This window comes from Gammaproteobacteria bacterium (genome assembly GCA_009845905.1).
Classification (GTDB): Bacteria; Pseudomonadota; Gammaproteobacteria; order Steroidobacterales; family Foliamicaceae; genus Foliamicus.
On record VXYS01000006.1, the window covers coordinates 358,979 to 381,544 of the forward strand.

The following is a 22,566-nucleotide window of genomic DNA, read 5'->3' on the forward strand; positions in this document are numbered from 1 at the left end:
AACGCATTGGCCTTTGGGCTGATCCTGGCAGCCACCGCCAATATGGGCCTTGCAAGCGAGCCGGATGTGCCGGTCGCGCTCTCCTGGACGTCGCCCGACGCATTGGATCTGGGATTTGACGAGAAGGAACTGGGCGCTCTGCTTGATTCATACGTTCAGGATGTCCGCGACGGCAAACTGCCGGGCGCCAATCTGATGATCTCGCGCCGGGGACAGGCGGTGCTCAGGGCTTCGATCGGTTTTGCCGACCGGGAAGATCGTGCGGCGCTTTCTTTTGATCATCTCTTCCGGTTGTATTCCATGACCAAGCCGATCGCTGCGGTGTTGGCGCTGCAGCAGATTGAAGCAGGGCTGTACGGTCTAGACACGGCGGTCGGCACCTTCCTGCCGGAGTTTTCCGAGCCGCTGGTGTTTGACCCGGAAACGGGGCCGCGAAAAAGCCGATCCCGAATGACCGTTCAGCACTTGCTGACTCACACCGCCGGGTTTACCGCCGTGTGGAACGACGATGCGGTTGCAAGGATTTATGAGGAGCATGGGGTCATCGAGCACTTCCCGAACGAGTATGAAAATACCCCGTCTTCCCTGTCGGATTTCTATCGGCGCATAAGGGCGTTGCCGTTGCTCCACGATCCCGGGACCCGCAGAACCTACGGCGTATCGAACGACGTGCAGGGAGTGCTCGCGGAACGGGCGGGGGGCTCCGACGTGGCTTCGATACTCAGGTCGAGGTTGTTCGATCCATTGGGCATGCGCGAGACGTCCTTCTGCGTATCCGGACAGGATCTCGCTCGATTTGCCTCGCTCTATACGTATGACGAAGTCGGGAATCTGAGCCGGGTCGAGGGAGGCGAACAAACGGCCTACGAGTGCCCCGCAGCCCTGAATTCACTGAGCGGCGGGCTTGTCGGCACCATTTCCGACTATTGGCGATTTGCCGAAGCGCTTCGTCGCGGCGGCGCGTATGGCGAAGCGCGCATCCTGTCGCCCGAGAGCGTCGAGCTACTGTTTGCGCCGCAGCCGAATGTGGACGAGGGGGACGCTTGGATTCCAGGTGCGGAATGGGGGCTGAGTATTGCCATAGTCGTCGAACCGTCCAAGTCCGAGCGAACGGAAGTCAGGAACAATGTCTATTGGAGCGGAGCGGCCAACACTTCCTTCTGGATCGACCCTTCAAACGAACTGGTCGCCCTGATATTCACGCAGGTGAGAGGGAGTCATCCCGAATTCTCCATTCAGACGGACTTTCGCAACCGCGTGTACTCGGCGTTCCGCGGCGCGAAAGGCGGCCAAAAGCGGTTCTAGACGCCGGCTGGCGTTGCCGCAGCTTGACTGCGAATTGCACGCGAAGTAGATTTCTTGACGTTACGGGGCGAGGCGCATCGCAGCGTCCTCTTAAAGACTCGTGTGATCCAGGCCGGGGGGAGGAGGACAGACATGAGAAATCCAGGCAAGTGCCTGCGCAACGTGGTTCTGGCAGGCGGTGCCGTTTTGTTCGGTCATTCCGTGTTGGCGCAGGACCTGGCGCTAGAAGAAATCGTTGTGACGGCTTCCAAGCGGTCGCAGAGCATTCAGGACGTGTCCACTTCCGTAAGCGCGTTCAATGAAGACGACCTGAAACTTGGCGGCATAGAGGATGTCTCCCGCCTTGAGCACATGGTCCCGGGCCTGCGGTTCGGTCAGTCGGGCCACGAGGTGCGGCTGGCGATGCGGGGAACCCGCACCAACAATGTCGGCACGGAAGCGGAACAGGTGGTCGGCATATTCGAGGATGGGGTCTATGTCCCAACCACGACCCAGGCCCTGGGGGCATACGTGGATGTCGAGCGCATCGAGGTATTGCGTGGGCCGCAGGGCACGCTCTACGGACGGAACACCTTTGGCGGCACGATCAACATCATTACCAACGAGCCGTCGTTCGAGAATGTCGAATACAACGTAAGCGGACTGGTGGGAGCCTACTCCCGGTATCGCGTGGAAGGCATGCTGAATCTTCCCCTCGGCGACACTTTTGCAGTGCGGCTGGCAGCGCTCTCCGACACGCACGACGGCTACATCGAGAACACCAATCAGCCCGGGACCGCAGACGACCTGAACGACAAGGACATGCAGTTTTTCCGCGCCACGCTCAGGTGGCAGCCCACGGACGCGTTTGACGCCTCCCTTCGAGTCGCTTCTTCGACCGTGGACAGCAACGGTTCGGCCATTTGGGGCTACCAGCAGATCGGCGGCTACGTGGGCGGCGTTTATCGGCAGGGGCACCAGTATGCTCCCGCGGACGCGAGCGACCATTTCGACCAGGGCCCATGGAAGGTGAGCCGGAACCTGGAGTCGCTTGCGGATGTCGAATCGATATCCACCACGCTGTCCCTCAACTGGGACTGGAATTTTGCGACCTTGAAGGTGATTTACAACTTCACCGATTTCGAAGGTCAGCAACAGTACGATTCGGACTACAGCGATGGCGGCGATCCATTGAACAACGGGTTCACGGGGTGGGACTCCGCGCAGGAAACCTGGTCCGCCGAGGTGCAGCTCGTTTCGAGCGGAGAGGGTCCGCTTGAGTGGTTGCTTGGTTACTACTACTACGAACTTACGGCCAACTGGAACTGGAACGCGCTCGAGAACGGTCAGTGGATTGAGCCGAACTGGGATCGGCAGGGGGATTATGTTTCCGATTCAGTCGGCTATTTCGCAAACGGCAGCTACAGCCTGACGGACCGGCTCCGATTTATCGGGGGCGTCCGGTACGCGGAAGACACCAAGGGACAGCGCGACCCGCTCGACTGGAGTGTCTGGCCTCCCGTTCCCAGGCCCGGCGAGGGAGAAAGGGGCGAGTGGGACAAGACACTGTGGAAGGCCGGCATCGAATATGACCTGACCCCGGACGTCATGGTCTACGGCGTGGCTTCCACGGGTTACCGCGCCGGAGGCATCAACTTCATCGCGCCGAATGTCCCCCTGTCTTATGCGCCCGAGGAAGTGACGGCGTTCGAAGCGGGTCTGAAGAGCACTCTACAGGACGGCCGGCTGGTAGTGAACGCTGCTGCGTTCGCAAACCAGTACCGTGACATGCATGCGCAGTCGTTCATTTATCTGGGCGGGGGCGGCGTTTCCGAATTCACGGAAAACGGCGGCGAACTGGATGCCCAGGGCCTCGAGGTGGAGGTGAAATGGCTGCCTGCGGAGAACTGGGACGTCACCGGGTGGGTGTCTTTCCTGGACGCCGAGTTCGGCGAGTACAACGTTTCAAGGCTGGCCGGGCTGGGGACCGCTGGCGGGCGGCAGGACCTGAATGACCCGCAAAGGCCGCTGCTTTCTCTGGAAGGCTGGGCGCCCGCGCTGAGTCCGGAGTTTTCCACGGGTTTGCAGGTCAGCTATGACGTCGTTCTGGGTAACGGCAGCGTGCTGACGCCTTTCCTGCAGACGACCTACACGGGTAAGTACTACGCTCACGACGTGAACGTGCCGGGCGTGGATCAGGGCGCGCACACCAAGTCCGACCTGCGGCTCATCTGGACCTCAGCAAACAGCCGGATTCAGGCCCAGGCCTTCGTGCTCAATGTGGAGGACGAAGCGGTCTTGAACCGTGTCGTTGTGTTCAATCCGGGCGGAACGACGGACCTCGCTTCCCTGCAGGCGCACTGGAACAATCCGCGCACCTGGGGCGTTAGCGTTACCTACAGCTTCTACTGATTGCGCTAGCCCCCGGGTTCCTCGATGCGTGACTTTGGCGCCCTGAACCGGGCGATCCTGGTTGCCTGGTGGGTCGCGGCATTACGGACATTTCTTGCCCCTGGTATTGCCTGATCGGAGGCGTTTTGTCTATGTTGCCGTTGGTAGCTCGTTCCCGAAACTATTTCCGGGCGCAGACCATCAGGTTTCCGTAGGCCCTGTTTTCCGCCAGGCACTCGTCCTGGAACCGGGGAATCCCTTCACCCAGCTGGATCTTGTCCCGGTCGAACCCGGCCTCAACACAGATCTGGGCCATGTCCTCGTCCTGCAGCGCACCCATGTAGGGCTCGTTGTTGAACCTTGCCATCCAGTCGCAATAGTATTTTTCAAGAGCCTTGTCCGGCACGATGTTGTCCATGTGGATCATCAGGCCGCCGGGCGCCAGCAGGCGATGGCATTCCTTGTGAATGGCCCGGATCGCCTTGCGCGAGGTTTCGTGCAGGAGGGCGGTTGACACGATGAGATCGAAACTCCCGTCGTCGAAGTTGGTGTGCTCCGCGTTCTGTTGGGAGAAATGGATTTCCTTGCCCATGGCGACGGCGCGGGCATGCCCATAGCGGAGGCAGGTGGCCGCCACGTCGATCGCGTGAATTTCCGCATCCGGGAAATGATCGCAGTAAGCCAGGGTGGAGTGGCCTACCGTGCAGCCCATATCGAGGATCCGCCGGGGACCCGCGTCGCTGAAATGATCCTTCAGCCAGGCAACCAGCGTCCGGCCCATACCATCCAGGTTGGGGCCCAGGCGGCCCATGGAATAGAGGCGGTAGGTGCGGTCGAACTCGGCCCCGGCAAAGACATCGTCGTCGGTCATTTCCTGCTGGTAACTGCCGGGTTTGCAGTGAACGTCCACGGCCGCGAGGTACGGCGGCATTTCGACGCTGTCGTCCAGGGTCAGCGATCCCAGCGTGCCTTTCAAGGAATTGGCCCTGTCGATGAGTTCCGGCAGCTGCCGTTCGATGCTGGGTCCCACCGTGTCGTAAAGCACTTCCTGCGTGGTCCGCATCATGGAGCTCCACCACTTGTTCTGGGGCTCGACTTCCAGGGCTTCGCGCAGTTCCTTGCGCGAGGGACACGAGCCGTCCGGGCGTCGGGAAAGGGGATTGTCGGCAAGGATCGCGGTGTTGCCGGCATGAAAGTTGTTGGTGGTGAAAACCCTCAGGGTCTTGACGAAACTCTGGGCCGACTGTTCGTCGTGAGTGGCTTCCGGAAACATGGCGTGGTCCGAGTTGTTGCGCATCAGTGCTCTCCGAGGCGGGTGCCTGGCCTGGTAAGAATTATCGACCTATACTACCCCCTCCAAAAAATGCGGGAAAGAACCCGGTCAACAGGGCAAGGGGGCGTAAGCTGGCGGACGGAAAAGGAAAACCGAGGCAACGGGTGGCCAAGGGGCGCAGGCCCTTCTTCCTGGATTCGCCCGACTCCGACAAGTTGCTGGCCATGATCGTGGCCCTGGTCGGGGAGGTGTCCGTCGTCAAGGAACGGCTCGACACCCATGAACGGCTTGCGGCCCAGGGAAAGGTCGCCACGGCGGAAGAAATCGAAAACTACGCGCCGGACGAAGATGTGGAAGACGAACGGGAAGCCTGGCGCGCGGCCATGCTCGACCGGGTCTTCCGCATCATTTCCGCTACCCGGGACATGGATGACTCCACATCGGCATGAGAGTGCTGCGCTTGGTGCTCGCGTGCGCGGTTTGCGCAGGGAGCGTGGCGGTGAGTGAAGGGCAGTCCGCAAACGACTTCGCGCCGGCTGAATCGACGCTGCAACCGTTCGCGCGGGGCGATGTGTTCATCGGTGCGACGCTGCTGAACGACCCCGACGACGATCACGCCGGCCGCGGCCGCATCCTGCAGTTCGATGCGGACCTCAAGCTCAGGGGCGTTCTCTGGATAGAGGACACCACCCACTTGATCGGGGGTCTCACCTTCGGACCCGACAATACGCTCTGGGCGTTCGACAACTTCGCCTGGCTGGTGGTGCGGGTAAAGCCCGACGGCAGGCTGTTGCCGACGAAGAAATTCGCCGACCGGCCGTTCGGCTCGGTGCAGTTTCTCGACGACGGCCATTTCGTGCTGATCGAATACCTAAAGGGCAGCGCCCAACCTGAACAGCTCACGACCCGTTATCCCTATCTGCCCGACGATCCGGCCAGTGTCGGACATGGAGAAATCTACGAATACGACGCCGGGGAAAATCTGGTGCGAAAGTTCGTGCCCGAGGTGCACGGCGGTGTCAGCGGCAGCATGGGCGCCACCCACACCACGCTGGCTTCCGACGGCCACACCCTGGTCTATACATCCGAGACCGGCCCGAGGCTCATGCGTTTCGACCTGCGGGCCGGCGCCCAGCTCTCCGATCTGATGACCCTCCCCGAAGCGCCGCCCGGCGCGCCGCCGGCCATGATGTTTGACGTGGAGCACCTGGAGGACGACCGGCTTGTTTTGCCCCTCGGCACCAGAGTCACCGTGCTAAGGGAGTCCGGCGAGGAGGTCGCCAGTTTTCCCCTGGAGGGATTCGGCTGGGCGCTCGTTGCGCCGGGCCTCAACGGAGAGACCGCCTATGCCGCCAACTGGTTCACCGGCGAGGTGGTCAAGCTGTCGCTTGCGGATGGCGACATCCTCGCCCGCGTGACCATCGCCCCCAAATGCCTCGCCGGAATCGTTCAGTTCCACTGATCACGTTAGGTCCGCGGCCCTGGAAAGGACAGGAAGTTCCGCGCGTCAGGCGCCTGTGCGGTGGGCGCGCCGCAGTATCGCGACATAAATCAGCGCGGTAGCGAACATGGTCAGGCTGTAGGTTGCAGCCGGCACCGTCGCAAGCCCGCCGCCGAACAAGAGCACGGCGATGGCGATGGCCAGCGTCCCGTTCTGCAGACCGCATTCGATCGCGATGGCCGTTCTTTGTTTCGCTCCGGTGGCGAACCACCGCGCCAACAGGTAAGCAATCACCATCATCAGCAGGTTCAGCGCCAAAGTGGCCAATCCGGCCTGGGCGTAATAGGTGGCGAGGTTATCGAGTTCCTGGTAGATCGCTCCCGCGAGCACCAGCACGAACAGCACGGCGGACACGGTGCGGGCCATCGGTTCGACCCGCAGTGCAAAACGCTCGGCGTAACGACGGACCAGCAGGCCGATCGAGACCGGGACGGTGACGATCAGGAAAACGCTGATCGCCGTTTCGGCGACCGTAACGTCCTGCATTGCCTGCTCGCCGATGAAATGGCCGTAGGCGAATACCACCACGAATGGGACCGTGATTACGCTCAGCAGGCTGATCACCGCGGTCAGCGAGATCGACAGCGCGACGTCGCCACGCGCAAATGACGTCAGGAGATTGGAGGTCACGCCGCCCGGGGCGGCGGCAATGATCATCATTCCCAGGGCGAGTTCCGGCGCCATGGGCCAGACGCTGGCAAGGAGGAAGGCAACTACGGGCAGCACGATGATCTGGGATATTGCGCCGACCGCGAAATCCCGCGGGCGACGCGCCACCCGCACGAAATCGTCGAAGGTAAGCCCCAGCCCAAGCGCCAGCATGATGAAGGCAAGCGCCAGCGGCAGAACGACGTCAGTCACGAATCCCATGCATTCTCCCGAACGTCAGGTGTGGAGCCGATGGGATTCGAACCCACGACCTTCGCATTGCGAACGCGACGCTCTCCCAACTGAGCTACGGCCCCATGGCGGCTGCGGTCAGGAAGTGACCGGCAGCGGGACGCAATTTTAGCCTGCTAGGGCAGGGTGAGGGCGACGAGCCGGGCGGGGAGGCCGGCGCCGCCTATGGGGATGACGACGTACGGCTTGCCGTCCAGTTCATAAGCCATCAAGGCGCCGGTGGCATTGCCGGGCAGTGGAACTTCGCCGATCAGTTCGCCGGTGTCGAGGTCGAACGCCTTCAGTGAGGGCATGTAGGGACTGGCCTGGTAGCGAGCGGCGTTGTACTGCGGTGAAACGCCCACAACGGTGTTGACGCCCTCCTGCACCGCCAGCAGCATTTCGGAGGTCGCGGCGACATATGTGCGGCTTGGGATGCCCATAGGCGGCATATCCCGGCCCTTGAACTGCGGAAGCTGCTCGTATCGCCGGCCCACGGGTGTCATCCAGGCGTGTTCTCCCGTCTGCATGTCGATCGCGGTTATGCGACCGTAAGGGGGCTTGAAAATCGGCATGCCGTTGGACAGGACCGGGGCCGGCGTTGAAGTGGTGCCAAGCCAGAATTTCTGATCGCCGCCGAAGGGCATGACCTTCAGGACCATTGCCAGCGTGATGGACGGCACATAGAGGTATCCGCGAGTCGGATCATAAGCGCCGCCGGACCAGGAAGCGGCAACGCCGGGCAGCGCCAGCCGGCCGCGGACGGACGGGGGCGAATACATTGGCCCGCTGTCGAGCGAACCAAAAATCTCCTTGGCTTCCGCAAGCAGTTCCGGCGTCAGATCGTTGAGGTTCGCTTCGGTTGCGTCCTGACGGTCGAACGGTGCAGGTTTGGACGGAATCGGTTGCGTAGCTGCGGCGCGCTCGCCGGGCACGTCGGAGGGCGGAACCGGAGTGTCCCTGATGGGCCACACAGGTTCGCCGGTGATCCGATCGAACACAAACAGCATCGCCTGCTTGGTGGGCTGTGCCGCCAGCTTCCGGCCGTCCGGCGCGTCGAGCAGCACCGGGGCCGATGGCAGGTCGTAGTCCCACAGGCCGTGCCGCGTTATCTGGAAATGCCAGCGGCGCTCGCCGGTATTCATGTCCACGGCCACCAGCGTTTCACCGAACAGGTTGTCGCCGGGGCGGTTGCCGCCCCACGAGTCATTCATCGGCGAGCCGAACGGCAGGTACGCAAGGCCCGCTTCCTCGTCGCAGCTCATGTAGGTCCAGACATTGGCTGCCCCATTGCGGTTATTGGAGCCGTCCTCCCAGGTATCGGCGCCGTATTCTCCATCCTTCGGAATGCTGTGGAAGTGCCACATCAATTCGCCGGTGCGGGCGTTGAAGGCGCGCACGTCGCCGGGCGGCGTATCCGGGCGAGGCGGGAACTCGAGGATGGAAGAGCCGACCGCGATGGCTTCGCCGCACACGAGGGGTGGGGAGGAGACGCCGTACAGGTCGTTCGACACTTCCTGGCCCAGACCCTCCAGCAGGTTGACCTGGCCGCCATCACCCCAGTCCTCGATCGGCCGACCGTCTTCGGCATTCAGCGCGATCAGGCGGCTGTCGCCGGTTGCGAGGAAGATCCGCCGCTCGCTGACATTCGACCAGAGCGCCAGGCCGCGATTGATGAAGCCGAAATTCGGCGGCGTGCCGGCCCGGTAGCTGCCGGGATCGTGAACCCAGAGCAGCTTGCCGGTGGCGGCGTCCAGCGCGTAGGCCTGACTGAAGGAGGTGCTGTTGTAGAGCACGCCGGCGGCCATGATGGGCGTGGATTCGTGCTTGCCGGCCCAGAGTTCGTCGCTGCCCGCGCCGGGGATGCGAACATCGGGCGAGGTGAAGAGCCAGGCGGAGATCAGAGAGGAGAAGTTATCGCGGGTGAGTGCGGGCAGGGGGGCGTAGCGTTGCGTGCCCTGGTCGCCGGCGTAGTGGCGCCAGTCGGTGGAATGTTCGGGTTTTGTGGCGGGGACTTCCTGAGCGGGGGCGAGGACCGCGGCAAGGAGTAGGGCAGGAATGGCCAGGGAAGCCGATGGGTGTCGGTTATTCAGAGCAGCAGATTGAGGGCGGGACGCCCTCGCTCCCAGGGTCATCGGTCAAGGCCGCCCACGCAGAGGTACTTGATGTCCATGTAGTCGTCCATGCCGTAGCGTGAGCCTTCGCGGCCCCAGCCGCTGGCCTTGACGCCGCCGAAGGGCGCCATTTCGCTGGAAATGATGCCTTCGTTCATGCCCACCATCCCGTATTCGAGCGCCTCGGCTACCCGCCAGACGCGCCCGATGTCGCGGCTGTATACGTAGGCGCACAAGCCGGCATCGGTGTCGTTGGCCAGCGCGATGGCTTCGGCTTCGTCCTTGAAGCGGGTCAATGCCGCGACCGGGCCGAAGATCTCGTTGCGGAACACCGGCATTTCCGGCGTCACGTCACGAAGGACCGTGTGCGGATAGAAGCACTCGCCGAGATCGGCGCGGTTGCCGCCCATCACGCAGTCCGCGCCCGCCTCGATGGACGCATCGACCAATCCGGTGACTTTCTCGATCGCCGCAGTGTTGATCAGCGGCCCCTGCGTCACGCCTTCGTCCGCCCCGTTGCCCAGCACCAGCTCGCCGGTGGCGGCCACCAGGCGCTCGCTGAACTCGTCGTAGATGCTGTCCTGGACCAGGAAGCGGTTGGCGCATACGCAGGTCTGGCCGCTGTTGCGGTATTTCGATAGCAGGGCGCCGGCAATGGCGTCGTCCAGATCGGCGTCGTCGAACACGATGAAGGGCGCGTTGCCGCCCAGTTCCATGGTCGTGCGCTTGAGCGTGGGAGCACATTGTTCCTCCAGCAGCTTGCCCACCTCGGTGCTGCCGGTGAAGCTGAGCTTGCGCACCAGCGGGTTGCCGGTCAGTTCCGCTCCGATTTCCACTGGGTCGCCCACCACCACGTTGAAGCAACCCGCCGGAAAGCCCGCGCGCTCGGCCAGTTCAGCCATCGCCAGTGCCGACAGCGGCGTGTCTTCGGCCGGCTTGACCACGACGGTGCAGCCGGCGGCCAGCGCCGGCGCGACCTTGCGCGCGATCATCGCGTTGGGAAAGTTCCAGGGCGTGATGGCCGCGACCACGCCTACCGGCTGGCGTATGCAGACGGCGCGTGTATGCGGCGTTGCACCTGAGAACACGTCGCCGTCGGCGCGCTTGGCCTGTTCGGCGAACCACTCGATGAACGAGGCGCCGTACTGGATTTCGCCGCGGGACTCGAACAGCGCCTTGCCCTGCTCGGCGGTCATCAACACCGCGAGGTCCTCGGCCGCCTCGATCGTCAGTTCGTACCAGCGCCGCAGAATGCTTGCGCGTTCCTTGACCGTGGTTCGGCGCCATTCCCCGAAGGCGCGGTAGGCGGCCTCAATGGCGCGCCTCGTGTCGGACGCATTGGCCGTTCGGACATTCGCGATCGTCGCGCCGGTCGCGGGATTGCTTACGGTCAAGACCTCACGTGCTTCGCCGGACTCCCAGGCGCCGTCCACGTAGGACGTGGTTCTGAGCAGGAGCTGATCCTGGAGTGCGGGAACCTGTTGCATGAGCGACCGTATTCTAAAATACGGGGCCACGATGGACTTCACGAAGCGCCGCCAGTTTCTGAAAGGGGCCGGGATGGCCGCCGCCGGCGCGATGGCGGGCAGCGCCCTCCCGCTTGACCGCTGGTCGCGTTACGGCTTCATTTCCACGGCCTCCGCCCAAGGACTGCCATTGGAGGGCAAGGAAGGTCTGACGGTGCTGGGCGACCGCCCCCTGACTGCCGAGACTCCTGCACACCTGCTTGATGATGAGGTCACGCCGGTGGCGCGGCATTTCATCCGCAACAACGGCATCGTGCCGACGGACATGGACCCCGATGCCTGGACGCTCAGGATCGACGGTCTGGTGGAGCGTCCGATGACGCTCGGCATTGAAGAGTTGCGCCAACGGTTCGAGGTCGTGAGCTACCGGCTGGTCATCGAATGCGGCGGCAACGGCCGGGCGGGATTCGAACCGCCCGCGAGGGGCAACCAGTGGACCCATGGCGCGGTGGGGTGCTCCGAATGGACCGGTGTGCGCCTGGCCGATGTCCTGAAGGCCGCGGGCTTGAAGGAAACGGCAATCTACACGGCCCACGAGGGCGCCGACCTGCACCTGTCCGGAACGCCGGGCAAACTGCCGATTTCGCGCGGCGTGCCGCTGAAAAAGGCCATGGATCCCTACAACCTGATCGCGTTCGAAATGAACGGCGGCCCGCTGCATCCGATGAACGGGGCGCCGCTACGCCTCGTGATTCCAGGCTGGCCGGGCTCCTGTTCGCAGAAGTGGCTGACGCGGATCTGGCTGCGCGACGTGGTGCACGACGGGCCCAAGATGACAGGCTCCTCCTACCGTGTTCCGCCCTATCCGGTCGCGCCGGGCGAGTTTGTTCCGGAAGAGGACATGCGGATCATCCACGCGATGCCGGTCAAGTCGCTGATCACGAGACCGCAGAGCGGCCTGTCAATCGATACGCGCGAGCTTGAGGTGGCGGGCCACGCCTGGGCCGGCGACACCGAGGTGGCCCGGGTGGACGTGTCCACCGACTACGGCGCCACCTGGCAGGCGGCCGAACTGGCGCCGCCGCACAATCCGCACGCCTGGCAGCGGTTTTCCGTAAACGTTCGATTTTCGGAGCCGGGTTATTACCAGGTCTGGGCGCGCGCCACCGACGGCAACGGCGTGAGCCAGCCGTTCACGCCGCCCTGGAACCCCAAGGGCTATCTGAACAACTCATTGCACCAGGTTTCGGTGCGCGTCGCCTGACTGCAATGGCGGCGCGTAGTCCGGCGCGGGCCGCGCTCCCGATTGCCGTCATTGCCGCGCACCTGGGGATGATGGCCTGGGCGGACGGCGACTCGGAGACCGACCCGGAAAGCGAACAGGAACAGGCCCTGTTCCGCGGCATGCCGGATGATGACGGCCGGCTGCAGGTATTCGGCTTTTGCGGGTCCTGTCATACCATCGACCTGGTGCTGCAGCAGGGCCTGTCGCGCCCCGTGTGGGAACAGGTGCTGGTGGAAATGGTTCGGGACCACGAAATGGTCCCGCTGCAACCGGACGTCCGCGTGAAGGTGCTCGATTACCTCGAGGAGTACTACGGACCGGACCGCAAGGCCCAGGGCGGGGGTTAGAGGAGGTCGCGCAGGGCGGTCTTGACGACCTTGCCCATTGCGTTTCGAGGCAGGTCCCGCATGACCTTCAGGCGCCTGGGCACCTTGTATCCGGATATCCTCCCGGCGCACCATTCCTTCAGGCCGGCAAGATCAAGGCTTGCTCCATCCTTCAGCGTTACGGCGGCGGCCACGATCTCGCCCCAGGTAGCGTCGGGCAGGCCGATCACTGCGGCCTCCCCAATCGCCTCGTGGTCCAGCAGAACGCCTTCGATCTCCAGCGCCGACAGCTTGTAGCCTCCGGACTTGATGATGTCGATCGACGAGCGCCCCAGGATCCGATAGTAGCCGTCTTCGACGACGGCGACATCGCCGGTTCGGAACCAGCCGTCGTGAAAGCTGGCCCTATTGGCCCGTTCGTCGTCCCAGTAGCCCTGAAAGACGCCGTCGCTCCGGATGCGGATTTCTCCAGGCGTGGCGTCGTTCCGAACGGGCCGATGGTTATCGTCGAAAAGCTGCGCCGTGACCCCCGGGAGCACTTGGCCCACGAATCCGGCGCGCCGCTCGCCGTCGTAGGGATTGGAAATGGTCATACCGGTTTCCGTGGCGCCGTAACGTTCCAAAAGCGCCTGGCCGGTCAGCTGTTTCCATCGTTCAAAAACCCCGACCGGGCAAGCGGCCGAACCGGACACATTCAGCCGCATCCGGCCGAATCCGCGGCACACAGCCTTGCGCTGCAGCGTGGCAAGCGATTCGATGTGTTCGATCAGTTTCACATAAACCGTTGGCACCGCCATGAACACGGAAAAGGCCCCGCTGCCGGCCTGTTCACACAACCGGGCCACATCCAGCTTTGGGGAGGCATGCACGGTGGCGCCGCACCACAGTGCGCAACTCAAGACGTTGATGATGCCGTGCAGGTGATGCAGCGGCAGAAAAAGCGGAATGCTGTCTTCGCGCGTCCATCGCCAGGCATTTATCAGCGTGGTGACCTGCGTGTGAATCGCCTTGTGTGTAATCACCGCGCCTTTTGGCTTGCTGGTAGTGCCGCTGGTGAAAACGATCATCGCGGGCCTTGACCGTTCAACAGCCGGGAGCGGCTGCTGTTGCCGGCCTGGGCCCAACAAGTCATTCACTTCCAGCACTTCGATACCGAGCCGCCTGCATAGGGGGTCGGTGACAATCAGCTGCTGCCGACTCGCAATGACGCGCGTTACGCCTGCCTTTCTGAAGTGATACTCAATCTCCGGCGCCGTCGCGCCGACGTTTAGCGGCACTGCAATCCCCCCGGCTCTCCAGATACCGTGCAGCGCCGTGACATAGTTCCGGCCCGCCGGCATCAGAACTGCAACCCGCTCCCGATCAAGATCGTCCTTCTCACCCAGCAGGCCCCGCGCCAGCGCCTCAATACGCGAGTCGAGCGCCGCGTAGGAATACCGCGCAACTCCCTCGACCAGGGCGATCCCCATATTCCTCTTGTGCAGTGCAGGGAAAGCGGAGCTACTCATTTATCTTTCCTGGAATGCCCGATTTGGAGGGAATCTCGCAATACGCCCCGATACGCGGGAATATTTTTCTGTGCGAAAGTTTCCATTTCGCTATTATTCCCCCATGGCCACCGCCGCCTTCGACACCCTGCAGGCCGCCCGCGACATTGAAGCTTCCGGCCTGGATCGCGTCCAGGCCGAAGCGATCGCCCAGGCGATTCGCCGCCGCGGCGAAGACTTGGCGACAAGAGCGGATCTGGCCGCGCTCGAAGCGCGGCTCGCGGGGAAGTTCATGACAGAGATCGTGAAGGCCAAGAATTCGGTGCTGCTGGCCATTCTCGCTGCTGTCGGGATTCTCGCAGGCATCGGACTGATTGCCTAGCAATCCCGATCCTCCCCCCGGCTGGCCTACAATGTGCGCCTGATGCTGTCCACATTAGGGGAAATGATATGAAGCGGATGTTGTCGTTGGCTGTGGCTCTGGCGCTGTCGGCGGGCGGGTTTGCCTTGGGCGGGGCCCATGCCGACGAGCACCTCACGGGCGTTGCCAAGGAGCGCCATGATCTGATGGAGGGACTGGCCGGTGCGATCGGGCCGATGGCCGACATGGTCCGCGGCGTCCAGCCGTACGACGCCGACAGGATGCGCGAGCTGGCTGCAACGATCGCCAATTCGGGAGGCGATACGCTGACTTCCCTGTTCCCCGAGGGCAGCTACGATCCCGCCGGCGAAGCCCTGCCGGCGATCTGGAAGGACTGGGACCGATTCGTGACGCTGGCCGGCAACCTCGTCGACGCGGCCAACGCGATGGCGGCGGCCGCCGACAATCCTCCGGGGCCTCCGAGCGCCGGGCCGCCCGATCCCGCGGCCGGGGGTGGCGAACCCCAGGCCATGGATGCCGGCATGGCCCTGGTCCAGCTCGGCATGAGTTGCGGCGCCTGCCACGACGACTTCCGCAAGGAGGACGATAGCTGAGCGCGTGTCCGCGCTTTCTCCCGGCTAGGCGCCTGGCCCTGGGCGCCCTGGCCGTTCTCGCCGGCGGCATCGTTGCCGCGCAGGAGTCGGGTGAAGCGGTTTCCCGTGACTATTCGGGGCTGAGCGGCGACGCGAATCGCGGTTTCTACGTCGCACGGGTGGCCGGCTGCGTCACCTGTCACCGGGCCACCGACGAAAGCGGGTCGCTGTTTTCCGGAGGCCTGCAGATCGAGTCCAGGGCGGGCACCTACGTCGTTCCCAACATCACGCCGCACCCCGAGGACGGCATCGGCAGCTGGACTTTCGAGGATTTCGCGCGCTCGCTGACCGAAGGCCTGGATCCCGAAGGCAGGCATTATTTTCCGGTCTATCCCTACCCGTTCTACACGCACATGACGAGCCAGGACATCATGGACCTCTGGGAAGCGGTGAAGTCCGTTCCGCCTGTGGCGGGCCGCGCTCCCGGACACAGGCTCAGGCTGTTCTATCGAATGCGCGGCGCGGTCGGCGCCTGGAAGAACCGGTTTTTCGAGCGCGGTGAACTGGTCCCGGTTGAAGGCAAGTCGGAACAGTGGAGCCGCGGCCGTTACCTGGCCGCGGGCCCGGCGCACTGCGGCGCCTGCCACACGCCGCGCGGGGCCATGGGTGGGCGCGACCTGTCCCGCCGTTACCAGGGGGGCGTGGAGAAGGTCGGCTCAAACGGGCCGGACATCACGACCGCCACGCTCGAGGCGAACGGCTGGAACGAAGGCGACCTGGCATGGTCGCTGCGCAGTGGGATCATGCCGGACGGCGATGCCTTCGGCAGCTCCATGTCGGAACTGGTGCAACACGGAACGCGCTATATGAGCAACGCCGATCTCGCGGCGATCGCAAACTACTTCTTCGACCAGCCGCCGCCCGAGTAATTTCCCTGGGTGGGACGCCCTCTCTCCCAGGGTCAGTCGACAGCGCCGATCGTGCGTGCGAACAGCGTGTAGGGCCGCGGCTCGTCGCGCATGGCGGCGTGCCGCTCCTTCTGAGTGTCGCGGATGGACGGGTTGGACTCGACTCCGCAACCCTCGACGATGCGGTTCATGAAATTGAAGATCGCGCAGACCGAGATCGCGTGATACAGCGCCTCTTCGCTCCAGCCGGCGTCGAGGACCCGTTGCGCGTCGGCGTCGGTCAGCCGCGCAGGGGCCTCGGTGAGCTTGCGGACGTAATCGAGCACCGGCAGCATCTTCGGCTCCACTCCGGCGTCGGAAGGGTCGGCAAGCACGTTCTCGAGCAAGTCCGCGTCGATGCCGTGCAGCTCCGCGATGATGCTGTGGGCGCCATGGCAGTAGCTGCAAGCGTTGACCCCGGACACGTAGGCAGCGATGAATTCGCGCTCGCCCACGGTGAACGGCGACGGTCCGCGCAGCAGGTCGTCGGTGTATTCGCAAAGCGACTTCACGCCCAGCGGGAAGCGGCGGAATACATCGGCAAGGTCGGCCTTTTCGGGCAGCGAGGGCAGGCGAGCCACGGTTCCTACTCCGTGCCCGGTCCCGCCGGAGCGGACGCCGCCCCTTCCGTAAGCGACTTGAGGTCGCGCAGGATGTCGTGGGTGAAGCGCTCGCGCCGCGCCCTAAGGGCCTTCGCCCGCTCCGCGTCGGGCCGGTACCCATCCAGGGCGGCAGCGGTCACTATGCCCTGGCGGGCGAGCAGGTCCTCCAGCGCATACATGCGGTCCATGCTCATCCAGAGCTGGGCGCTCAGTTCCAGGATCATGTTCATCATCGCATCCTGCACCGGGTCGTTGAAATAGACCGGGTAGTCGCCGACCAGCGGCGCACCGCCTTCCGGCGTCTGCCCTGAGGGGCCTTTGCTCACCGGACCTAGCCGGGCAGGGTCGCGTACCAGACCTGGGTCGTGCCCAGGTGCTTGCCGGGCGCCGCCTCGGCGAAGCCGAATTCCTTCAGCAGTCCGTCGAAATCCGTATAGCAGAAGTCGTCGCCGTACGCTTCGCCGTTGTGACGCGAGTCGAAATGGCGGTGGTAAAGCTGGGCCGGCGTCATGCCGCTGGCCATCATGAAGTCGTAGACCGCGAACATCCCGCCCGGACGCAGCACCCGGTTCACTTCGGCCAGGGTCTCGCGAATGATCCGCATAGGAATCTCGTGGAACAGGATGAAGGAGAAGACCATGTCGAAGCTGTCGTCGTCATAGCCGGTGTTCTCGACCAGCCGCTGGGCAAAGCACACGTCGATGCCCAGCTCCACGGCGCGGTGGTGGGCGCAGCGCAGCATCGGCTCGGAGTGGTCGATGCCGGTTACGTCCGCCTGCGGAAATCTCTGCTTCAAGGCGGTGGTGCTTTGCCCGACCGAGCAGGCCAGGTCGAGAATCCGCTCGACGCGGCCGTCCGCCGGCAGCGGCAGATGATTGTTCACCAGCGAGGCGTGCAACTGGTCCTTGTCGTTGTCGCCGACGAAGAATACTTTTGTCCCGTAGTGGTAGCGGAATCCCGCCAGCGGATCCTTGTGGTATCCGTCGGGCTGCAGGTGAAAGTGCACGTTGGCATATTCCGGCTGCTCGAAGTCCGGATTCAGCTCCAGTTGGGCCGGTCCGCGGCCCTCGGCGGCCTCAAGCCGGTCGAGGTGAATGTCGCGGCGCGCATCCAGCGAGCTTACGATGCGCCGCCACTTCATTTCCTGCTGCGAGCGCATCAGGCGGTCGCGCACCCGGGCGACCGGCATGTCGCCGGCGATCTCACGCACTTTTTCGAGGCGTTCTTCGGGCGGTTCGGAGGTGTCCTCAAGGTGCCCCGTGCGGGTCGCGAGTTGCTGGTCGAATTGCATGCCGTCCAGCACGAAGGACCGCAGGCTTTCCACGAAATCCAGGTAACTTTCGTCCTCGCGGCTGGCAAGTTCCGGCAGGATGGTAGCGTTTTGCCGCTTCAGCGCCTGGCTTGTATCTACTTGCATCAAAGGCATGGTTCCTCTCCCCGGGGCGCTATTGAGCCGCCATTCCCCCGTCTATGGACAGCTCGGCTCCCGTAATGTGGCGGGAATCGTCGCTGGACAGGTAGCAGACCAGATCGCCGACATCGCGCGGATGCCCGATCTTGTGCATCGGCACGGTGGCTTCCATCTTGGGACGCAACTCCTCCACGCGTCCCTTCAGCACGCGTTCCACGCTTTCCGTCCAGACGAGACCCGGATGCACCGAGTTTACCCGTATCCCGGTGCCCAGGGCGGCAGCCTCGGCGGCAACGACCTTGGTCAGGGCGGTCAGCGCGCCCTTGGCCGAAGTGTAGGCGGTGCCGTGCGGGAAGCCGCGCAGTCCCGCCCGCGACGACATGACGATGATGCTTCCCCCAGGCGCCATCAGCGGCAGGCCGTCGCGCAGGCCGATGAACTGGCCTTCCACGTTGACCTTGTAAAGAAAATCCAGGTCCTCGGGCGTAACGTCCTCCAGCGGCCCCAGCTTTGCGTCGCCGGCATTGCTGAACAGCACGTCCATTGCGCCCCAGACCTCGCGCACCCGGTCATACAGTCGCGTCCAGTCCGCTTCCAGAGTCACGTCCTGTCGTATGAATTCGATCTCGGCTTCGGGCGCCACCTCCCGGACCATGCGCAGGGTCTCGGCCGCTCCCTCCTCGTTGCGGCCGGTAAAGATCAGACGCGCGCCTTCCTCGGCCATGTGCATGGCGCAGCCGCGCCCGATTCCGGAAGTGGCGCCGGTAATCAGCACCCGCTTGCCGGCCAGCCGGCCGGGTTCGCCGTGCCCGGCCGTGTCGTTCAGGAAATCCATAGGCCTCCGTCCAGCATGACGGCCGAGCCGTGCGTATAGGTGGCGCCGTCGCCCGCCAGCTGCACGACCAGGGCCGCGACTTCCCCGACGCTGATCCCGCCGTCAAGCAACGGGTTTCCGCCGTTCGGCAGGTCCGGGCCGCCTTCGTAGTGCCCGGTCAACACGGTGTGTATGTGAATGCCGTCGCCCGCCTCGGCGCAGGCCAGCGCCGCGGACTTGCTGAGCGACCGGATGCCGCCGGCGCTGGCGGCATAGGCGGCGGTGCCCGCCAGCGCGCGGTCCGCGAAGACCGAACTCATGTTGATGATCGCGCCCTTGCGTCCCGCCGCCCGCAAGCGCACCACGGCCGTCTGCGTTCCGAAAAAGGCGGCGGTCAGGTTGCTTTGCAGCGCCTGACTGAACTGCTCGAGCGAAGTCTCGGCCAGGGCGCCGGCATGGTGCGCGTAACAACCGTTCACCAAAACGTCGGGCAGCCGCGACTCCGATTCCAGGCGGTCGTAAAGTTCCGGCCAGGCGCGCGGGTCGGCGCGATTGTGCGCCACCAGGTGCGCCCCGGTTCCCGCCAGTGCCGATTCGGCGGCGTCCCTTGAGCCGGGATCGTGGGCGACCAGAACGGCCTCGGCGCCACAATCCATTGCACGGCGCGCCACGGCGGAAGACACTACCGGCCCCGCGCCGCTGACGAGCATGATCTTGTTGGCGAGCCGCTCGGACATTGCCGGCCGATTCTACAGGACGCCCGTTCCCCACTCCTCCGCGTGCGACGCCGGCTAAAAGGTGAAATAATCGGGTTCCCCGGTATCCGAACAGCATCCATGAAACAGTCGGCAGGATTTGTCACATTCGTGTTCCTGGCCGTGCTCTGCCTGGCGCCGTGCGCACCGGGTCAGGAACAGGAGGAGGTGCTGACCAACGCGGACATCATCGCGCTCACCGAAGCTGGAGTTCCTGCCGAGGTGATCCTGATCAAGATCGAATCCACCCGCTCGGACTTCGATACCACCGTGGAGCAACTCATCATGCTCTCCAGGGCCGGAGTGGATGCAAGCGTCGTGGCGGCCATGACAAGAAAGAGCACAACTGAAGCGCCGACGGCGGCTGCGGAGCCGAAACCGGCGTCGCAACCGCAGCCGGTAACGGAGCCATCCGCTTCAGCGGAAGCGGCAGGGCAGCCATCGACCGATCCGCCTCCGGCGCCCGGGCCCGCAACCCCGGTCGCGGCGGAACCGCGGCCGCAGCGCACAGCTTCGGCGCAGCCGCGGGGCGAAGCGCGTCCGTCCGTATTGCCCTCCGTCTCGGCGGCGCCTTTCCAGCCGGGAAGCACGTTCGCCGACGTGCTGACTTCGGGGGATTCGGGGCCGGAGATGGTAGTCATACCGGCCGGGCGCTTCCGCATGGGTTGCGTTACCCGCAGCGGCTGTTTCCCGGATGAACGCCCGGTGCACCGGGTCTTCTTTGACGACCCCATTGCCGTTTCGCGCTACGCGGTCACGTTTGAGGATTATGACCGTTTCTCCGGTTCGAACCGTCCGGCAGACGAAGGCTGGGGACGGGAGCGCCGACCGGTAATCAACGTAAGCTGGGATGACGCGGTTCGGTACGCGCAATGGCTGTCGCGGGAAACCGGCGAAAACTATCGGCTCCTGAGCGAGGCGGAATGGGAATATGCCGCACGCGCCGGCTCGGAAGGGAAATACCATTTCGGCAACGACAGCACCCAGTTGTGCCGGTACGCGAATCACGCGGACGCGGAAACGGACTACGAATGGCGCAACAGCTTCTGTTCCGACGGCGTAGGCAGGAAAACAGCCGTCGTGGGGAGCTATTTGCCCAACGGGTTCGGCCTTTATGACATGCACGGCAACGTCTGGGAATGGGTTCAGGATTGCTGGAACGATCACTATCGGCGCGCACCCAGGGACGGCGCCGCCCGGCTGGAGGGCGACTGCTCGATGCGCGTGCTGCGGGGCGGCGCATTCGCCTATGAACCCGAGTCCCTTCGCGCTGCTTTTCGGACGCCCTTGTCCAGCCGGGGGCGCAGCAACGACATCGGATTTCGCGTTGCCCGCACGCTGACGCCCTGACGCGCCGCGGCCGGTCCGCAAGGACCGCGAAACGGGCTTGAAATCCCGGCCTGAAATCCCCATTTCCAGAGCAGAAGAGGCTCCCGCAATGAAGGGAGCGAACAAGTAAGAGCCAAAAGAGGAGCAGAGCAATGAGAAGCCTTGTTGTAAGAACCCGTCCGCGGACTTTTGTCACGCCGTGGACCCTCGATTCCATGCACCGGCAACTGGAGAACTGGATGGACCGGGCATTCAGCGTTTCGAACGGCGAAAGCCTGGAGCGGGGCCTGACGCTCACGCCGAGAATGGACATCGCGGAAACAGAAAAGGGCTACGAACTGAGCGCGGACCTGCCCGGACTGCGGGACAAGGACGTGGACATTTCCGTATCCAACGATGTCCTGACGATCACCGGCGAGCGCAGTTACGAGCAGGAGAGTGACGGGCGCAGCGTTTACCTGAGCGAACGCGGTTTCGGCGCCTTCAAGCGTTCCTTCAGCCTGCCGGACGACGTGGACCAGGACCAGATCCAGGCCCGCCTGAAGAACGGAGTGCTGGCGATCTTGCTGCCGAAAACCGAAGAGGTCGAGCCGCCGTCACGCCAGATCAAGGTCAATACGAGCTGACCCTACCCCCAAACCCTGCCGGCCCGCCTGAGCCCTCCCAGCAAGGCGGTCGGCAGGTACTCAAACCCTGCCGGCCCGCCTGAGCCCTCCCGGCAAGGCGGTCGGCAGGTTCTCATGCCACAATCGCGCCATGCGCGCGATGATTCTCAGCAGTCCGCGCGGCGGCCTGCGTTCCGAAACACTGGACCTGCCGGCGCCTGCCGCAGGCGAGGTACGGGGCCGCGTTCTGGCCTGCGGCGTTTGCCGCACCGACCTGCACCTCGTCGACGGCGAACTGCCCGACACAAGCTTCCCGATCGTCCCGGGACACGAGGCGGTGGCGATAGCCGAAGAAGTGGGAAGCAGTGTCGAACGTGTCCGGCCCGGGCAGCGTTTCGGCGTGCCGTGGTTGGGCTGGACATGCGGTGAGTGCCGCTATTGCCGCGAAGGCCGGGAAAACCTTTGCGGGAGCGCGCAGTTCACCGGTTTTCACCGCCACGGCGGCTATGCGGAGGGCATCCTCGCCGATGCACGCTACTGCGTACCGATCCCGGAGAGTTACTCCGACGAACATGCCGCTCCGTTGCTGTGCGCCGGCCTGATCGGCTATCGCAGCTGGAAGCTGGCCGGGACGGCCGACCGCCTCGGAATTTACGGGTTCGGTGCGGCGGCCCACATCGTCGCGCAGGTGGCGCTGGCGCGGAACCAGGAAGTCTATGCCTTTGTCCGTCCCGGAGACCGGCAGGGCGAAGCGTTCGCCCGCGAACTCGGCGCGGTGTGGGCCGGACCTTCGGACCGGCATCCGCCCCGGAAACTCGACGCGGCGCTGATCTTCGCGCCGGTGGGCGGCCTGGTTCCCGCGGCCCTCTCGGCGGTTCGCAAGGGCGGAACCGTAGTGTGCGGCGGAATCCACATGAGCGAGATTCCGGCATTTCCCTACGAACTGCTGTGGGGCGAGCGCGTGTTGCGTTCGGTAGCCAACCTGACCCGCGCCGACGCCGACGAGTTCATGTCGCTGGCCGCGGCGATGCCGATCAGCACGAGCGTGAGGAACTATCCCCTCGCGGAAGCCAACGCGGCCCTGGCGGACCTTCGCGGCGGCCGCCTGAACGGCGCCGCGGTCCTCATCCCCTAGTGCAGTAA

General features: G+C 64.2%; 22 protein-coding genes and 1 tRNA gene. 12 read left to right on the forward strand and 11 right to left on the reverse strand.

Features of this window, described 5'->3' with window-relative positions; all coding sequences use genetic code 11:
- Positions 1–6 precede the first annotated feature (6 nt).
- Positions 7–1,305, forward strand: a complete 1,299-nt coding sequence (locus F4036_07180; GenBank protein MYK37519.1) for a beta-lactamase family protein — start codon at positions 7–9, stop codon at positions 1,303–1,305.
- A gap of 132 nt (positions 1,306–1,437) precedes the next feature.
- Positions 1,438–3,696: a TonB-dependent receptor gene (locus F4036_07185; GenBank protein ID MYK37520.1), complete on the forward strand. Its 2,259-nt coding sequence runs from the start codon at positions 1,438–1,440 to the stop codon at positions 3,694–3,696.
- 160 nt (positions 3,697–3,856) lie between these two features.
- On the opposite strand, the gene F4036_07190 is transcribed toward F4036_07185, so the two are convergent.
- A complete protein-coding gene (locus tag F4036_07190) occupies positions 3,857–4,972 on the reverse strand; it encodes a class I SAM-dependent methyltransferase (protein ID MYK37521.1) in 1,116 nt (371 codons plus the stop codon).
- Between the two features lie 107 nt (positions 4,973–5,079).
- On the opposite strand from F4036_07190, the gene F4036_07195 reads away from it, so the two are divergent.
- Both F4036_07195 and F4036_07200 read left to right on the forward strand, forming a co-directional pair.
- Positions 5,080–5,397, forward strand: a complete 318-nt coding sequence (locus F4036_07195; GenBank protein ID MYK37522.1) for a hypothetical protein — start codon at positions 5,080–5,082, stop codon at positions 5,395–5,397.
- Between the two features lie 50 nt (positions 5,398–5,447).
- On the forward strand, positions 5,448–6,410 hold the full coding sequence (locus F4036_07200) for a hypothetical protein (GenBank protein MYK37523.1): 963 nt from the start codon (positions 5,448–5,450) through the stop codon (positions 6,408–6,410).
- Positions 6,411–6,455: 45 nt separating this feature from the next.
- On the opposite strand, the gene F4036_07205 is transcribed toward F4036_07200, so the two are convergent.
- From F4036_07205 to F4036_07220, 4 genes are all read right to left on the reverse strand, one after another.
- Entirely contained in the window at positions 6,456–7,319 is an 864-nt protein-coding gene (locus F4036_07205; protein MYK37524.1) for a bile acid:sodium symporter family protein, read from the reverse strand.
- Between the two features lie 22 nt (positions 7,320–7,341).
- Positions 7,342–7,414: transfer RNA gene (locus F4036_07210), tRNA-Ala, on the reverse strand.
- A gap of 51 nt (positions 7,415–7,465) precedes the next feature.
- Positions 7,466–9,463: a PQQ-binding-like beta-propeller repeat protein gene (locus F4036_07215; GenBank protein ID MYK37525.1), complete on the reverse strand. Its 1,998-nt coding sequence runs from the start codon at positions 9,461–9,463 to the stop codon at positions 7,466–7,468.
- Positions 9,460–10,929 carry an NAD-dependent succinate-semialdehyde dehydrogenase gene (locus F4036_07220; GenBank protein ID MYK37526.1) on the reverse strand — a complete coding sequence of 490 codons (1,470 nt, stop codon included), beginning with the start codon at positions 10,927–10,929 and terminating at the stop codon, positions 9,460–9,462. The genes F4036_07215 and F4036_07220 overlap by 4 nt, the downstream gene beginning before the upstream one ends.
- On the opposite strand from F4036_07220, the gene F4036_07225 reads away from it, so the two are divergent.
- Positions 10,928–12,172, forward strand: a complete 1,245-nt coding sequence (locus F4036_07225; protein ID MYK37527.1) for a sulfite oxidase — start codon at positions 10,928–10,930, stop codon at positions 12,170–12,172. The two genes, F4036_07220 and F4036_07225, sit on opposite strands and share 2 nt — an antisense overlap.
- Before the next feature lie 5 nt (positions 12,173–12,177).
- Complete coding sequence (locus tag F4036_07230) at positions 12,178–12,540, forward strand: hypothetical protein (protein ID MYK37528.1); 363 nt, start codon at positions 12,178–12,180, stop codon at positions 12,538–12,540.
- Here the strand turns inward: F4036_07230 and F4036_07235 are convergent.
- Positions 12,537–14,027 (reverse strand): AMP-binding protein, encoded by a 1,491-nt coding sequence (locus F4036_07235; GenBank protein ID MYK37529.1) that lies wholly within the window; start codon positions 14,025–14,027, stop codon positions 12,537–12,539. The two genes, F4036_07230 and F4036_07235, sit on opposite strands and share 4 nt — an antisense overlap.
- 103 nt (positions 14,028–14,130) lie before the next feature.
- Between F4036_07235 and F4036_07240 the strand changes: the two genes are divergently transcribed.
- The 3 genes from F4036_07240 (at position 14,131) to F4036_07250 (ending at position 15,889) form a co-directional block, all read left to right on the forward strand.
- Positions 14,131–14,388, forward strand: a complete 258-nt coding sequence (locus tag F4036_07240; GenBank protein ID MYK37530.1) for a hypothetical protein — start codon at positions 14,131–14,133, stop codon at positions 14,386–14,388.
- A 68-nt stretch (positions 14,389–14,456) separates the two neighbouring features.
- Complete coding sequence (locus F4036_07245) at positions 14,457–14,981, forward strand: cytochrome c (GenBank protein MYK37531.1); 525 nt, start codon at positions 14,457–14,459, stop codon at positions 14,979–14,981.
- A gap of 158 nt (positions 14,982–15,139) precedes the next feature.
- The gene (locus F4036_07250; protein MYK37532.1) at positions 15,140–15,889 is read left to right on the forward strand and encodes a cytochrome c; all 750 of its coding nucleotides are present in this window, start codon (positions 15,140–15,142) and stop codon (positions 15,887–15,889) included.
- A 32-nt stretch (positions 15,890–15,921) separates the two neighbouring features.
- Here the strand turns inward: F4036_07250 and F4036_07255 are convergent, their stop codons facing one another.
- The 5 genes from F4036_07255 to F4036_07275 are packed head-to-tail and all read right to left on the reverse strand — an operon-like array spanning position 15,922 to position 19,471.
- Positions 15,922–16,488: a peroxidase-related enzyme gene (locus F4036_07255; protein MYK37533.1), complete on the reverse strand. Its 567-nt coding sequence runs from the start codon at positions 16,486–16,488 to the stop codon at positions 15,922–15,924.
- Between the two features lie 5 nt (positions 16,489–16,493).
- A complete protein-coding gene (locus tag F4036_07260) occupies positions 16,494–16,835 on the reverse strand; it encodes a hypothetical protein (protein ID MYK37534.1) in 342 nt (113 codons plus the stop codon).
- Positions 16,836–16,840: 5 nt separating this feature from the next.
- Positions 16,841–17,935, reverse strand: a complete 1,095-nt coding sequence (locus F4036_07265; GenBank protein MYK37535.1) for a class I SAM-dependent methyltransferase — start codon at positions 17,933–17,935, stop codon at positions 16,841–16,843.
- Positions 17,936–17,954: 19 nt separating this feature from the next.
- The gene (locus F4036_07270) at positions 17,955–18,755 is read right to left on the reverse strand and encodes an SDR family oxidoreductase (protein ID MYK37536.1); all 801 of its coding nucleotides are present in this window, start codon (positions 18,753–18,755) and stop codon (positions 17,955–17,957) included.
- Positions 18,743–19,471 carry an SDR family oxidoreductase gene (locus F4036_07275; protein MYK37537.1) on the reverse strand — a complete coding sequence of 243 codons (729 nt, stop codon included), beginning with the start codon at positions 19,469–19,471 and terminating at the stop codon, positions 18,743–18,745. The genes F4036_07270 and F4036_07275 overlap by 13 nt, the downstream gene beginning before the upstream one ends.
- Positions 19,472–19,570: 99 nt before the next feature.
- Here F4036_07275 and F4036_07280 point away from each other — a divergent pair, with 99 nt between their 5' ends.
- The 3 genes from F4036_07280 (at position 19,571) to F4036_07290 (ending at position 22,558) form a co-directional block, all read left to right on the forward strand.
- Positions 19,571–20,839, forward strand: coding sequence for an SUMF1/EgtB/PvdO family nonheme iron enzyme (locus tag F4036_07280; protein MYK37538.1), 1,269 nt, complete (start codon positions 19,571–19,573; stop codon positions 20,837–20,839).
- Between the two features lie 131 nt (positions 20,840–20,970).
- Positions 20,971–21,444 carry an Hsp20/alpha crystallin family protein gene (locus F4036_07285; GenBank protein MYK37539.1) on the forward strand — a complete coding sequence of 158 codons (474 nt, stop codon included), beginning with the start codon at positions 20,971–20,973 and terminating at the stop codon, positions 21,442–21,444.
- A 130-nt stretch (positions 21,445–21,574) separates the two neighbouring features.
- Positions 21,575–22,558: a zinc-dependent alcohol dehydrogenase family protein gene (locus F4036_07290; GenBank protein MYK37540.1), complete on the forward strand. Its 984-nt coding sequence runs from the start codon at positions 21,575–21,577 to the stop codon at positions 22,556–22,558.
- Positions 22,559–22,566 lie beyond the last annotated feature (8 nt).

Bases quoted from the DNA above. Each gene is read 5' to 3' on its own strand.
- F4036_07185 (MYK37520.1), top strand. From the start codon at position 1,438: ATGAGAAATCCAGGCAAGTGCCTGCGCAACGTGGTTCTGGCAGGCGGT.
- F4036_07190 (MYK37521.1), bottom strand. From the start codon at position 4,972: ATGCGCAACAACTCGGACCACGCCATGTTTCCGGAAGCCACTCACGAC.
- F4036_07205 (MYK37524.1), bottom strand. From the start codon at position 7,319: ATGGGATTCGTGACTGACGTCGTTCTGCCGCTGGCGCTTGCCTTCATC.
- F4036_07215 (MYK37525.1), bottom strand. From the start codon at position 9,463: ATGACCCTGGGAGCGAGGGCGTCCCGCCCTCAATCTGCTGCTCTGAAT.
- F4036_07225 (MYK37527.1), top strand. From the start codon at position 10,928: ATGAGCGACCGTATTCTAAAATACGGGGCCACGATGGACTTCACGAAG.
- F4036_07220 (MYK37526.1), bottom strand. From the start codon at position 10,929: ATGCAACAGGTTCCCGCACTCCAGGATCAGCTCCTGCTCAGAACCACG.
- F4036_07230 (MYK37528.1), top strand. From the start codon at position 12,178: ATGGCGGCGCGTAGTCCGGCGCGGGCCGCGCTCCCGATTGCCGTCATT.
- F4036_07235 (MYK37529.1), bottom strand. From the start codon at position 14,027: ATGAGTAGCTCCGCTTTCCCTGCACTGCACAAGAGGAATATGGGGATC.
- F4036_07240 (MYK37530.1), top strand. From the start codon at position 14,131: ATGGCCACCGCCGCCTTCGACACCCTGCAGGCCGCCCGCGACATTGAA.
- F4036_07245 (MYK37531.1), top strand. From the start codon at position 14,457: ATGAAGCGGATGTTGTCGTTGGCTGTGGCTCTGGCGCTGTCGGCGGGC.
- F4036_07265 (MYK37535.1), bottom strand. From the start codon at position 17,935: ATGCCTTTGATGCAAGTAGATACAAGCCAGGCGCTGAAGCGGCAAAAC.
- F4036_07270 (MYK37536.1), bottom strand. From the start codon at position 18,755: ATGGATTTCCTGAACGACACGGCCGGGCACGGCGAACCCGGCCGGCTG.
- F4036_07275 (MYK37537.1), bottom strand. From the start codon at position 19,471: ATGTCCGAGCGGCTCGCCAACAAGATCATGCTCGTCAGCGGCGCGGGG.
- F4036_07280 (MYK37538.1), top strand. From the start codon at position 19,571: ATGAAACAGTCGGCAGGATTTGTCACATTCGTGTTCCTGGCCGTGCTC.
- F4036_07285 (MYK37539.1), top strand. From the start codon at position 20,971: ATGAGAAGCCTTGTTGTAAGAACCCGTCCGCGGACTTTTGTCACGCCG.
- F4036_07290 (MYK37540.1), top strand. From the start codon at position 21,575: ATGCGCGCGATGATTCTCAGCAGTCCGCGCGGCGGCCTGCGTTCCGAA.